We start from the raw sequence: 12,931 nt of genomic DNA on the forward strand, positions 1-12,931 counted from the left end.
CTGGAACTCAAGAATCAGAACTCAGAAGCGCACGATTAGAGATTGAAAGGAAGAAGTCATGCACGAGAAGTCTCCACTGTTGGCCGCGAAGAAGCGTGAGCACCTGGGCTCGCGATACTCGCAGCGCATCCGCAAGCAGGGCGGTCTCCCCGCAGTGCTCTACGGGCACGGCGAGGCGCCCGTCGCGATCACGCTCGACGCGCGCGACGCGATCTCCCACATCACCAAGGGCGAGAAGGTCTTTCGCCTCGACTTCCCCGGGACGAAGAACAAGGACGAGGGCCAGGTCGTTCTGGTGAAGGACCTCCAGTTCGATTACCTCGGCACGAACATCATCCACGCGGACCTGGCGCGAGTCGATCTCAACGAGCGCGTCCACACGCGTGTGCCCCTTCGTCTGGTGGGCGAGGCGGTTGGTCTGAAGCAGGCCGGCGCGATCATGATGCACCCCACGAGCGAACTCGAGATCGAGTGCCTCGTCCTCGAACTTCCCGACTCCATCGAGGTGACGATCACCAGCCTTGACGTCGGGCACGCGATCACCGCGGCGGACGTCAAACTCCCCACGACCTCGATGAAACTGCTCACCGACTCGCACGCGATCGTGGCGCAGATCGTGATCCAGGTCGAGGCCCCGACCGCCGCCGAGGCGACCGCCGCCGACGCGACCGCCGCCGGCCCCGAGGTGATCACGGCCAAGAAGCCCGAGGAGGGCGCCGCCGCCGCGGGCAAGGACGCGAAGCCCGCCGGCGACAAGAAGAAGTAATCCCACACGCACCCCGCACCCATTCGCACGCACCCCGCACGCGATCAAGTCTTTGGAATGAAGGTTCTCGTCGGACTGGGCAATCCCGAAGGGCAGCACGCTAAGACCCGGCACAACGCCGGATTCATGGTGATCGATCGGCTGCTCGCTCGCTACGCCGCCCACGCGCCCCTCAAGGCCCGCTTCAACTCCGCCACCGTCGAGATCGAGATTCCAAGGCCCGACCGCACGACTGAACGCTGCCTGCTCATGAAGCCGACCACCTACATGAACCGATCCGGACTCGCCGTGGGCGAGGCGATGCGCTTCTACAAAGTCGCGCCCGCGGATCTGCTCGTCATCTCCGACGAGTTGTATCTTCCGGTCGGGACGGTCCGGCTTCGCCAGAGCGGAAGCCCCGGCGGGCACAACGGGCTCGCGGATATCTCGCGCGTGCTCGGCACGCACGACTATCCGCGGCTTCGCGTGGGCGTGGGACTCAAGCCCAAGGGAGGCAAGCCGGCCCAGATGGACCAGGCCGACTTTGTCCTCTCGCGGTTCATGGACGAGGAGCACGCGGACCTCTCGGCGTCGCTCGATCGGGCGGCGGAGGCGTGCGTGCTCTTCTCGACTCGCGGCATCGATGCCGCGATGAACGTGGTCAATGCCGACCCAAAGTCGACGGACCCAAAGCCGTCGGAACCGAAACCATCCAACATCAAGGGCGCGGCTGCTCGTCCTACCAATTCCATGCCGCCGCCGATCCCGCCAGCGTGAGGCACGCCGCGAGAATCCAATCACGTTTCACCCGTATCACCACACGACAGAACACACGCGAAACACGCAAGAAGAAGGAAGGACCGAACCATGGCACAACCCGCCACCCAGATCGTGAACGAGAAGCAGACATACACCTATGAGGCGATGTTCCTCATCAGCCAGGCCGTCGCGTCGGATCTCAACTCCGTCGTGGAGCACATCAACGAGATCCTGCACCGCGGGCACGCGACGCTGCTCGCGATGCGCAAGTGGGACGAGCGGCGCCTCGCCTACGAGATCAAGGGGCAGAAGCGCGGGCTCTACATCCTCGCGTACTTCACGACCGTCGGCGAGAACATCGCCCACATCGAGCGTGACTGCAACCTGTCGGAGAAGATTCTCCGCGCGATGATCCTCCGCTGCGACCACATGACCAAGGACCAGATCGAGGCCGCCGACGACCGCAAGGGTCTCGAGGTCGAGGCGAAACTGCGTTCGGAGCGTGCGGCCAGCCCTGCCGCGTCGGCTGCGGTCGTTACCGAGGCGAGCAGCGACGAGGGCGACGAGACCTCGAACTGAGTTCGCATCAGTCTTGATTTCAGGCGCGGCCCGGGCCACTCCGGGCCGCGTTCGTTTTTTGACATCAGGCGATCCGCGGATCGACCCAGCGATAGAGCACATCGACGGCAAGATTCAGCACGATCAGCAGCGTGGAGAAGACGAGCACGACGCCGATGAGCAGGAAGACGTCCTTGTTCTGGACGGCGTTGACGAAGTGTTGGCCCATGCCGGGGATCGAGAAGACGCGCTCGACGACGAACGATCCGGTCATGGCCAGGGCGCACGCGGGGCCGAGATAACTGAGCACCGGAAGGAAGGCGTTTTTCAGAGCGTGGCGCATGACGACGCGCCACTCTCGGACTCCCTTGGCCCGGGCCGTGCGGATGTAGTCCTCGCCCATCGCGTCGATCATGCCCAGGCGGGCGAGACGGGCGATGTACCCGGCGTAGGGCAACGAGAGCGTGACGGACGGGAGCACGAGGTCGCGGAGCGATCCCCACTCGGCGACGGGCAGGAGGCGGAGCCACACGGCAAACACGAGCAGGAGTGCCGAGCCGGTGACGAAACTCGGGAGGCTGACGCCCAGGAGTGCCAGGGCGAGCGTGCCCGAGTCGGCGAGGGATTTGGGCTTGATCGCGCCGAGGACGCCCGCGGCCGTGCCCACGACGAGCGCGATGAGCATCGCGGCGGCTCCGATGGTGACGCTGACGGGAAGCGAGGCGGCGATGATGGAGCCGACGCGTTGATCTTTGTACGAGAGGCTGGGGCCGAAGTCGAAGATGTCTCGTTCGGCGTGGAGGGTGGCGTTGGATGTCGGAGTGTCGAGGCGTGATCGCGCCCATGCCACGCCGGTGATGTGTGTGAGGTAGGACGTGTAGAAGCGTGGGAACGAGTCGAGGTTATATTGCGCCTGCATGGCCTCGACGACCTCGGGGCTGGGGCGGCGGCCCTCGGGCTTGTCGAGCGGGTTGCCCGGGATTGCCCACGCGAGGGCGAGCACGATGGTGTAGACCGCGAGGAGCAGAACGGGGAGGAGGAGCAGGCGTCGGGTGATGAGCGCGAGCATGGCGAGCACAAGCGTAGTTCGCGCTCGGGCCGGCAATGGTCTCGAGGAAGAATCGGTTACGCGGTCAAGAGTTTGGCGACTTCTCGATACCGGTCCACCGTGCCCTGGATGACGTGCGCGGGGAGCGACGGGCCGGGCGGGGACTTGTGCCAGTTGCCCTTCGCGACGAGCGATTCGAGGTATTCCCGGAGGAACTGCTTGTCGTAACTCGCTTGGGAGTGGCCTGGTTCGTAGCGGTCGGCGGGCCAGAATCGGGAACTGTCGGGGGTGAGTGCTTCATCGATGAGAATCGGCGTGTCGCTTTCCTTGCCACTCGCGTCGATGGGAAAGCCGAACTCGAACTTGGTGTCGGCGATGATGACGCCCCGGGCGAGTGCGTGCTCGGCGGCCTTAGTGTAGATCGCGAGCGATGTGTCGCGGAGAGATCGCATGAGGTCGCCACCGACGAGATCGGCCGCCTTTTCAAAGGAGACGTTCTCGTCGTGCTTGCCGAGGTCTTCCTTGGTGGCGGGGGTGAAGATCGGCAGTGGGAGACGGTCACACTGGCGGAGGCCCTTGGGGAGGGCGATACCGCAGACGCTTCCCGTTTGCTGATACTCGCGCCAGCCGGAGCCTTCGAGATAGCCTCGGACGACGCACTCGATGGGGACGACGTGGGCGCGGCGGGCGATGGTGATGCGGCCGACGAGAGATTCACGCGGCGTTCGTGTGCCCGTGTCGGTCCCGAGATGGAAGGCGGTTTCAGGAATCTCTGCGGCATCTGTGGAGAGGAGATGGGTCTTGCAGAGTCCGGCATTCACGATGAACCTGAACCAGAAGGTGGAGATGGCCGTGAGCGTCGCGCCCTTGCCGGGGATGGGCGTGGGCATGACGACGTCGAAGGCGGAGATTCGATCGGTGGCGACGATGAGGAGTCTGGGCGTGCCGTCCCGACCAGGGGGAAGGTCGTAGACATCGCGGACCTTGCCCCGGCGGAGTCCGGCGAGATTCAGCCCGGATTTCAGGAGCGGCCCGGTGTCGGGGGCAGGGTGATTCGGCATGGAGAGGGAGCGTAGGTTCGTGCCGAATCCGTGTGCTGGCGCTACCCTGCCATCCCCGGCGGATTTCGCGTATCAACGTGCCGGGAGGTTGGAGCCGACGCGGGATGATGACGTTTGTGGTGTTCGAGGCCGACGGAGTGGTGCCGGAGAACTTTCCGCCGCGCCACGCGTTCGTTCATGGCCCCGACGCGCTGCCGATTCAGGCGGATCTGTCGATCGGCGGGGGGGTAATCTCGTGCGCGTTCTCGGCGCCGCACTCGACGGCCTTGGTCGTGCAGTTTGAGGTCGGACCGGTCGGCGACGAGTCAGACGCGGTCGGTCTGGGATTGCTCACGCTTCCGACGTGCCTCCTTCCCGCGCGGGGGAAGGACAACCCGTATCTGCTCTCGATCGAGTTGGCGCGACACCAGATCATGCTGGTTCTCAACAAGATGGAGGACTGGCAACTCACGGAGTTGTCCGCCGACGAGCCGGTGATGCGACAGTTCGAGCGGGCGCGGTCGCAGTTCACCAAGGCGCTCTCGGCGCAGCGCGATGAGTCGTCGAATGGGCAGCCCTCGATTGGTGGATACAGCCCCGACGCCGATCGTCTCGCCGCTCGCACAATCGCGCTCGCGGTTGACGCGGGCGAGCAACTCGCGGTGATCGAGGCGGCGCGAAACCTTCGCACTCGGGGCGATGGCTCCGCTCACACCGAGGCCTCGGAGCACTACACAAGGATCACGCGCGAGAAACTCCCTCCGCAGACGGCCGTGGTGGTCCCCGGCTCCATGCGGGCCGTGCTCCCTGGGACGGCAATGATCGGTTGCGCGATCAGCCCCGCGACGTGGTCCGAGACGTTGCAACGCGTGGCGCACGCGACGTGCGACTTCATCTCCATGCCGATGCGGTGGCGGGACCTCGAGCCGCGCGAGGGGAAGTACAACTTCGCGCCGACGGACCGCTGGATCGAATGGGCGGTGCGGACGGCGAAGATTCCGGTCTTCGGCGGGCCTCTGCTCGATTTTCGCCAGGCGTGCGTCCCGGACTGGCTGTACATCTGGGAGAACGACTACGAGACGCTCCGCGATCTTGTCGTGGAGCATGTGCAGGCGGTGGTGACGCGGTATCGGCGCACGGTGCAGCGATGGACGGTCTGTTCCGGGTTGAACGTGAACACGAACATCAAGGTCTCGTTCGACCAGATCGTGGATCTCACGAGGCTGTGTGTGCTGATCGTGAAGAAGTTGCAGCCGACGGCGAAGGTGCAGGTGGAGATCACGCAGCCCTGGGGCGAGTACCACGCGTGGAACAAGCGATCGCTGCCGCCGGTTCTGTACGCGGACGCGATCGTGCAGACGGGCCTCCCGATCGATGCGATCTCGCTGCGTGTCCCGATGGGGCACGCCGAGCCGGGGCTGACGACGCGTGACATGCTCTCGTTCTCGGCGATCCTCGATCGATTCGCGGCGTTCGAGAAGCCCATCGCGGTGACGCTCGGCGCCCCGAGTTCGCCGATCCCAGCGGCGGCGTATGTGCCGCGTGCCGGTGCTCCTCCCGAAGATCCGCACGAGCCGGGTCGCTGGCGTGGCAACTGGACCGAGGCGCGTCAGGCATCCTGGCTGGCGCACGCGATGAGCATTGCTGCGTCGAAGCCGTTCGTGCACAACGTCTGCTGGCAGGAACTCGCCGATGGTGTCGGCGGAGCCTCGGCCGCGCCCGAGATGCCGTTTGGTGGACTGGTCGGCACCAACGGGCAACTCAAAGCCTCGGCCACGCGATTGGGATTGGTGCGTGAGGCCGTTCGTAAGGGCGTGATGCCTGTGCTCGCGGAGTAACTCGCGGGGTTACGTCGATCGTTCTCAGGAACGCCCGAGACTTTTTAGTATCTGTTTGGGTCGGGCGAACAGGCGACTGTTTCTGTACACTACCAGCATGGGTGGTGACACAAAGTCTGTGACCGCCGGCGTGGTGGCCGGTCCGGTCAAGTGGGCCGGCGTGGGTGCGCTCGTGACGTTGGCGATCGGGGCCACGGTGATGGCGTTCTATTCACGAACGCCAGATCCGATCACGCCCAACTCGTCTGTTTCGTCCGATGTGGCATCGACGATTCTCGTCGCCTCTTCGACGTCCTCTACTCAAACGTCTGCGCCAACGACACCCGTTGCACCAGATCGTGTGATGCCACCGGTCGCGATCACTCCGGTAGCTGGCCTCGTCACGAACGAGCCGTTGGGTCCGCCATTACCGGTGCTCCCGCTCACGGCGCCTTCGGGCCTGGGGCCGGTTGCTCCGGCCGCGCATCCCGCGGGCGACTCGCCACGCGAACCTTCGCCAGCCGCCGCGGATTCGCCACGCGTTGAGCCGTCTCAGAAACCTACCACGTCTCCGGCGCCGAAGGTCACACCAACCAAGCCGACGGTTCCGTCGTCGATTGCGCGCCTCATCAACATCAACACCGCTTCGCAGTCCGAGTTGGAGTTGCTCCCGCGCATCGGCCCCGCGCTCGCCGGGCGGATCGTCGAGTATCGCGAGGAGCACGGGCCGTTTCGCCGACCCGAGGACCTCGATCGCGTGAAGGGCATCGGGGCGAAGACACTCGAGAAGCTCCTGCCGCTCATCACCACAGGCGAGTGACGCCGCCGGCGTGAGTCCAACAACTCCGACGTGCGCGTGTCGATCGTGCGGCGCCGAGTGCGAGTTTTATTGCCTGGGGCTGGGGGCGTCTATCACGTCCTAGCATCGCCCGATGATTGTGCCGGTGTCGCTCGGGCCCATGCGGTTGGGCCGGGGCGTGCGCCTGCGCGCTCGTCGTGGAGTTTCGAGGTCAACTCGACCATTATGCACGAGCCGGTGGACATTCTGGGTTCCGACGCTTCCATCGCGGCACTCTGCGACGCGGTGGCGTCGGGGCGTCGCGTCGTGGCGACCGGGGCTGTCGGCTCGATGCCCTCGTTGCTCGCGGGAGCGATGCGGCGCCGTCTGGATCGTCCGATCGTGCTGATGGTGGCGCACCTCGATGACGCCGACGAGGCCCTGGACGAACTCGAGTCCGCGGGCATCGCCGCGGTACGACTTCCGGCCCTCGAGACCCTCCCGGGCGAGGGAGGCGACGACGCCGGCGCGATCGAGCAACTCACCGAGCGGATCTTAGTTGTCCGCGAGACGATCGCCGCCGAACGTCCCCTGGTGCACGTCTGCTCGATCCAGTCGTGCATGCAACTCGTGCCGATGGTCGAGCGTCTGGAGGCGATGATCCGCACGCTTCGCAAGGGCGAGGATCACAAGCGTGAGGCGCTCATCGAGTGGTTGGCGGCGGCGGGATACTCACGCGTCGAGGCCGTTGAGGAGCCGGGCGATTTCGCGTTGCGTGGCGGCCTGCTCGACATATTCCCGCCCGGTGGCGCGAGCGTCGGCGATGCCTCGATCTCGTCCGGAGCGCCCGTGCGGCTCGATTTTTTCGGCGACACGCTCGAGCGGATCACCGAGATTGATCTCGACACGCAGGGGAGCGACCGAGAAGTGGGGGGCGTCACGCTGGTCGTGGCCGACCCGATGAAGGCCAGGCCCGACGACTCGGGCGTGTCGTATCTGTCACTCGTGCCCAAGAACGCGATCGTGGTGCTCGTCGAGACGATGGAGGTCGTCGAGCAGGGACGCGGCTACTTCGAACGTGTGACGAGCGGGCATGGAATCGTCGGCCCGCCGAGCGTGCTGAAACTCCTCGAGACACGCTTCCACGCGATGGTCGAGTTGAACCAGTTCTCGGCCGGCGGCGTGAGCGCGGACCATCGGATGCAACTCCCGGTGTCGCCTTGCCCCGCGTTCTCGCAGGACGTGAAGGAGGCGATGCGAAAACTGGTGTCGCTCGCGGGTGAGCACCGCAGTACTGTCGGCGCGACGCATGGACGGCGTGTGGTCGTCTGCTGCCAGAACGCGGGCGAGCGATCGAGGCTGGCCGAACTCCTCGAGGAATCCAAGGAGGGCATCGACCCCGCGCTCGCGACACGAGTCTCGTCGATCGAGCGATACCTCCACCGGGGCGTGGTGTGGGACGCGTCGTCCGAGGGCGAAGTCGGGCATGTGTTCGTGCCGTATCACGAGGTGCTCAATCGTTTCACGGTTCGAAGACGCACGGGCCGCCTGCGGGCCGCGCGAGCGATGGACACGTTCCTCGACCTCCAGGTCGGCGATCACGTCGTCCACGTCGATCATGGCATCGCGAAGTTCACGGGGCTGACGCTGCTCACGCCGCGCGAGATGCCCGGGAAGAAGGCGGGGAGCGTGGACCAGGAGGAGTTCCTGACGCTCGAGTTCGCCGGGCGGAGCAAACTGCACGTCCCGGCGTCGCAGATCGAGAAGGTGCAGAAGTACGTCGGCGGGTTCAGCGGCTCGCCGCCGCTCTCGACGCTGGGGGGCGTGAAGTGGAAGCACCAGAAGGAACGCGCCGCCGAGAGCGTGCGGGATCTGGCGGCGGAACTGCTGCGCGTGCGTGCGGCCCGAGAGCACATGCCTGGGCAAGCCTTCCCGGGAGACACCAACTGGCAGCGGGAGTTCGAGGCCGAGTTCCCCTATACCGAGACCGACGACCAACTCGCGGCTCTCGCCGAGATCAAGCGCGACATGCAGGCGGCCCGTCCCATGGATCGGCTCATCTGCGGGGACGTCGGCTTCGGGAAGACCGAACTGGCGATCCGTGCGGCGTTCAAGGCGTGCGAGTTCGGGAAGCAGGTCGCGGTGCTTGTGCCGACGACCGTGCTCGCCGAGCAGCATGAGCGGACGTTTCGATCGAGGTTCGCGGGGTACCCGTTCCGGATCGAGAGCCTCTCGCGGTTCAAGACGAACAAGGAGGCCAACGACATCCTCGCGGCCCTTCGCAAGGGGCACGTGGACGTCATCATCGGCACGCACCGCCTGCTCTCGGGCGATGTTCGCTTCAGCGATCTCGGGCTTGTCGTCGTGGACGAGGAGCAGCGATTCGGCGTTGAGCACAAGGAAGCGCTCCTCAAACTCCGTCTCACGGTCGACGTCATCACGCTCTCGGCGACACCCATCCCCGCACGTTGCACATGTCCATGCTGGGCATCCGGGACATCTCGAGCCTGACGACGCCGCCGCTCGATCGACGGGCGATCGTCACCGAGGTGATCCCCTACAACGAGCGTCGGATTGAGCAGGCGATCGCGCGGGAACTCTCTCGCGAGGGGCAAGTGTACTTTGTGCACAACCGCGTCCACAACATCAAGAGCATCGCCGACGACGTGCGTCGCCTGGCTCCGGGGGCCCGCATCGTGATCGGGCATGGGCAGATGTCGCCGCACGAACTCGAGGACGTGATGCTGAAGTTCATGCGTCGCGAGGCCGATATTTTGGTGAGCACCACGATCATCGAGTCGGGGATCGACATCGCCTCGGCGAACACCATGATCATCAACGACGCCGATCGATTCGGGCTTGCCGATCTGCACCAGTTGCGCGGGCGCGTCGGCCGCAGCAAGCACCGGGCGTATTGCTACATGCTCACAAGCCCGGATAGACCATTGCGCGAGGTTGCGAAGAAGCGGCTCAAGGCCATCGAGCAGTACTCGATGCTCGGCGCCGGGTTCAAGATCGCGATGCGCGACCTCGAGATCCGCGGCGCGGGGAACATCCTCGGCGCGGAGCAATCCGGGCACATCGCGGCCGTGGGCTATGAGATGTTCTGCCAGTTGCTCGAGCGTGCGGTCCATGATCTGCGAGCTGAACGCCCTCCCAGGACGACGGCAAGCGTGAGCATCGAGATCGGCGTCTCGGGGACGATTCCCAGGGGCTATATCCCGTCGGAACAACGCCGCCTGGAGGCGTATCGACGCCTCGCCGCCGCGACGACGCTGGAGCAACTCGACGCTGTCCGCACGGACATGGTCCAGGCGTACGGCGAGCCGCCCAAGCCCACGCAGCGTCTGCTCGATCTCGCCGAGATCCGCATCGCGGCGATGGAACTCGAAATCAAGACGATCACCATACGGGGTAAGGATGTCGTGTTCGTTTCGCCGGCGACCGAGGAGCTCGATCGTCGTCTTCGCAGACCGCAATCGACGAAGCAGGCGGGCGATCGACGTCGCCCCGCGTCGTCGGTCGCATCCGACACTGCGGTACCCACCGTGCGTGTCCTCCCGGTTGTTGGTCAGGAGGGTGTCTTCGAGGTGTACTTTCGCCCTCCGCCCAACTACCTCGAGCCCGAGACGCTGGTTCGTGTGCTCCGTCATCGCCTGCGAAGCGACGAGAACTCGTGGCTCGCTGACACGTCCGCGTCTTTTTCGGATCGAGGCCCGCGACCCCCCGCGTATAGTCACGATTCATAGGAGTTCCCGGCCACGAGACGCCGATGAATGACGGATCGGAGCACGGTATGGACGCGACACGATTCGATGCAGGCGAGGGCCCCAATATCGGCGCGGGAGGGCTGGGGGGAGCCGAGGGGGAGACCACCTTCGAGGCGAGTCTCCGGCAGTTGAAACGGCGTCTGATCCGAGAGGCCACCATGGCGACGGGGATGCTCGAGGCCGCCCTTCGAGCCTTGTGGCCCCTCGACGCCGACGCCGCCCGAGCCGTCCGTCGCGACGACGACGCGATCGACATGGAAGAGGTCGCGATCGAGACGGCCTGCTATGAACTGCTCGCGCTCCACCATCCCTTCGCACGCGACTTTCGTGTGGTGACATTTATCCTCAAGGTGAACTCGGACATCGAGCGCATGGCCGACCACGCGACGTCTATCGCCAAGGTTGTGATCCGCATCTCGAAACTCCACCCCAACACCGCTCCCCCGAAGTGGCCGACGGCCCTTGTGGAACTCGCGCAGCGCGTCCCGGCGGCGTGCCATGAGTTGCTCCGCAGTGTTCTCAACGAGGATGTCGACGGCGCCCGTCAGATTGTCCTGGGCGATGAGGTGATCGACGACCTGGAACGCCAACTCTTCGAGGAGGTCGTGCAACTCACGCGTGCCGAGCGCCCGTCTGACGAGGGGCTCTCGGTCGCCATGCTCTTGTACCGAATCGGCCGCGAACTCGAACGTATCGGCGATCTTATGAAGAACATTGCCGAGGACGTGATCTATCTCTCCACGGGGACGATCGTGCGTCACGAGAAGCGCCGTTTGAAGCAGTCTTGACGTCCACGTATTTTGAGTAGAGATTCCGACCAGGTTCAATCAGCGAGAGGTCTTGCCTTCCGCGGGAACCAGGAAGGTGATCGCCTCGCCGAACCGATCCGCCCAGGCACGCTCATTGTGGGTCGCCTCGGGGGCGATGAGGACTTGGACCTTCGTGTTCGGGCTCGTCTTCCCGATCGAGTCGGCAAAGGCCCGGATCGCGTCAGCGAAATCCTGATTCTTCTGGGACTGCTCGGGCGCGGCGCCGAACTCTTTGCCACCTCCACCGAGATAGACCTTGTCCGGCCAGCGTCGGACCGAGCCGACATACGACGACCACGACTGCGGTGCGAACGCGGAGATCGGCAGGCTCTCGGCAAGCACCCAGCGGAAGGTCTCGGGGCGTGATGTTGCCGCATAGAGCGAGATGAGCGCGCCCATCGACGAGCCGCCCACGCCCGCGCGCGACGAATCCACACGGAACGCTCGCTCGACCCGCGGGACCACCTCGCGGCCGAGCCACGCCACGTGTTCCTCACCCATCGGCACCACGCCCGGGACCGCTTCGAAGGGCGAGTACTCGCCAATCCGCGTTGCGCCCGAGTGGGGCACGCCGACGATGATCAGCGGCTCGATGGCGTGTTCGCTCACCAGTTTCGCGGCGGTCTCGTCCGCGTGCCACTCATCGGGGATCGAAGGGAGTTTCTCGAAGAGGTTCTGTCCGTCGTGCATGTAGAGCACGGGGTAATGCCGGTCGCGATTGGCCGCGTCGTTGTATCCCGGCGGGAGCCAGATGAGCACGTCACGCGTGCCCCGCTCGGCATCGCCCACGCCGCCCTGGACTTGAAGCCGCCTGAGCGAGCCGCCTCCGGGTGTGATCGATCGATAGGGATCGATCGCCTTCTTCGCGGCGAACTCGGGCTTCTCGTCCGACCAGTGGTGCACGGTGAGTTCGATCGTCGGGCGCTCGCCGGGCTTGATCGTCGAGGTGAGAATCGGATCGAGCGTTCGATTGCCCGGAACGCTCATGTCGGCCTTCAACTCCTCGAGTTCCCACGAGCCGCGCGTGAACTTGAACTCCATCTTGTCGACCGCCGGCTTGTCCATGATGAGCCGCCAGCGCATGTCCGACTGCGCCTCGAGGCGATACGCCGGGTCCGCGGGGTTCCAGTTGTTGACGTTTCCCGCGAGATAGATCGGGGAACTGGGCGAGGCCTTCCCCGACGCGTCGCGCACGATGAGCACGAAGCCGGTCGCGAGCATCTCGGGACGGACGGAGTCGCCTGCCGCGCCGGTTGTCGGAGGTTGCGCTGGAGCCGTCGCCTGCGTTTCGGCCTCGACCTCGCGATCAAAGGGCATCGCGACCGCGCCGGCGTTCGCTCGATGACCCGCGAGGAGTTCGCCGATGGCGTTCGCGCCCCCCGTCCCGCCCGCCCCTGCGCCGACAGGCGGGGCATCCATCAACGGCTTGGAGAGCGCGATCACCCACATCAGCCCCACGAAGAGCACGACCGGAGCGAGCAAGAACGCTGTAAGACCCAACTGCTTCCGGGTCATTCTCAAGCCTCCCGCAGGCACAGACTGAGCCATGGATACCTCGTCCAAAGTGGAGAACTGAACGACCTGACGTCCAGAGACGTGCGTCTCGC

11 protein-coding genes are annotated in these 12,931 nt (G+C 65.3%); 8 read left to right on the forward strand and 3 right to left on the reverse strand.

From position 1 onward, the window contains the following. Positions 1-58: 58 nt before the first annotated feature. From IPK69_12245 to rpsF, 3 genes are all read left to right on the forward strand, one after another. Entirely contained in the window at positions 59-766 is a 708-nt protein-coding gene (locus IPK69_12245; protein QQS08739.1) for a 50S ribosomal protein L25, read from the forward strand. A 57-nt stretch (positions 767-823) separates the two neighbouring features. Then, positions 824-1,522, forward strand: a complete 699-nt coding sequence (locus tag IPK69_12250; GenBank protein QQS08740.1) for an aminoacyl-tRNA hydrolase — start codon at positions 824-826, stop codon at positions 1,520-1,522. 90 nt (positions 1,523-1,612) lie between these two features. Then, entirely contained in the window at positions 1,613-2,083 is a 471-nt protein-coding gene (rpsF, locus tag IPK69_12255; protein QQS08741.1) for a 30S ribosomal protein S6, read from the forward strand. Positions 2,084-2,147: 64 nt separating this feature from the next. Here rpsF and IPK69_12260 read toward each other — a convergent pair whose 3' ends face one another. Next, positions 2,148-3,131, reverse strand: coding sequence for an ABC transporter permease (locus tag IPK69_12260; protein QQS08742.1), 984 nt, complete (start codon positions 3,129-3,131; stop codon positions 2,148-2,150). Between the two features lie 56 nt (positions 3,132-3,187). Then, positions 3,188-4,171, reverse strand: a complete 984-nt coding sequence (locus IPK69_12265) for a phosphoribosylaminoimidazolesuccinocarboxamide synthase (protein ID QQS08743.1) — start codon at positions 4,169-4,171, stop codon at positions 3,188-3,190. A 104-nt stretch (positions 4,172-4,275) separates the two neighbouring features. Here IPK69_12265 and IPK69_12270 point away from each other — a divergent pair, with 104 nt between their 5' ends. The 5 genes from IPK69_12270 (at position 4,276) to phoU (ending at position 11,303) form a co-directional block, all read left to right on the forward strand. Further along, a complete protein-coding gene (locus IPK69_12270; GenBank protein ID QQS08744.1) occupies positions 4,276-5,988 on the forward strand; it encodes an endo-1,4-beta-xylanase in 1,713 nt (570 codons plus the stop codon). A gap of 343 nt (positions 5,989-6,331) precedes the next feature. After that, positions 6,332-6,787, forward strand: a complete 456-nt coding sequence (locus IPK69_12275) for a ComEA family DNA-binding protein (GenBank protein QQS10482.1) — start codon at positions 6,332-6,334, stop codon at positions 6,785-6,787. Between the two features lie 204 nt (positions 6,788-6,991). Further along, positions 6,992-9,256: a DEAD/DEAH box helicase gene (locus IPK69_12280; GenBank protein QQS08745.1), complete on the forward strand. Its 2,265-nt coding sequence runs from the start codon at positions 6,992-6,994 to the stop codon at positions 9,254-9,256. Further along, positions 9,226-10,494, forward strand: coding sequence for a hypothetical protein (locus IPK69_12285; GenBank protein QQS08746.1), 1,269 nt, complete (start codon positions 9,226-9,228; stop codon positions 10,492-10,494). The genes IPK69_12280 and IPK69_12285 overlap by 31 nt, the downstream gene beginning before the upstream one ends. A gap of 23 nt (positions 10,495-10,517) precedes the next feature. Beyond that, positions 10,518-11,303: a phosphate signaling complex protein PhoU gene (phoU, locus tag IPK69_12290; protein ID QQS08747.1), complete on the forward strand. Its 786-nt coding sequence runs from the start codon at positions 10,518-10,520 to the stop codon at positions 11,301-11,303. Positions 11,304-11,342: 39 nt separating this feature from the next. On the opposite strand, the gene IPK69_12295 is transcribed toward phoU, so the two are convergent. Then, positions 11,343-12,839: an alpha/beta hydrolase gene (locus tag IPK69_12295; GenBank protein ID QQS08748.1), complete on the reverse strand. Its 1,497-nt coding sequence runs from the start codon at positions 12,837-12,839 to the stop codon at positions 11,343-11,345. Positions 12,840-12,931 lie beyond the last annotated feature (92 nt).

It is taken from the genome of Phycisphaerales bacterium (genome assembly GCA_016699835.1).
In the GTDB taxonomy this organism is placed as follows: domain Bacteria; phylum Planctomycetota; class Phycisphaerae; order Phycisphaerales; family UBA1924.

Coding starts and splice junctions, on each gene's coding strand:
- IPK69_12265 (QQS08743.1), bottom strand. CDS start 4,171: ATGCCGAATCACCCTGCCCCCGACACCGGGCCGCTCCTGAAATCCGGG.
- IPK69_12280 (QQS08745.1), top strand. CDS start 6,992: ATGCACGAGCCGGTGGACATTCTGGGTTCCGACGCTTCCATCGCGGCA.
- IPK69_12270 (QQS08744.1), top strand. CDS start 4,276: ATGATGACGTTTGTGGTGTTCGAGGCCGACGGAGTGGTGCCGGAGAAC.
- IPK69_12275 (QQS10482.1), top strand. CDS start 6,332: ATGCCACCGGTCGCGATCACTCCGGTAGCTGGCCTCGTCACGAACGAG.
- IPK69_12285 (QQS08746.1), top strand. CDS start 9,226: ATGCTGGGCATCCGGGACATCTCGAGCCTGACGACGCCGCCGCTCGAT.
- IPK69_12245 (QQS08739.1), top strand. CDS start 59: ATGCACGAGAAGTCTCCACTGTTGGCCGCGAAGAAGCGTGAGCACCTG.
- IPK69_12260 (QQS08742.1), bottom strand. CDS start 3,131: ATGCTCGCGCTCATCACCCGACGCCTGCTCCTCCTCCCCGTTCTGCTC.
- IPK69_12295 (QQS08748.1), bottom strand. CDS start 12,839: ATGACCCGGAAGCAGTTGGGTCTTACAGCGTTCTTGCTCGCTCCGGTC.
- rpsF (QQS08741.1), top strand. CDS start 1,613: ATGGCACAACCCGCCACCCAGATCGTGAACGAGAAGCAGACATACACC.
- IPK69_12250 (QQS08740.1), top strand. CDS start 824: ATGAAGGTTCTCGTCGGACTGGGCAATCCCGAAGGGCAGCACGCTAAG.
- phoU (QQS08747.1), top strand. CDS start 10,518: ATGAATGACGGATCGGAGCACGGTATGGACGCGACACGATTCGATGCA.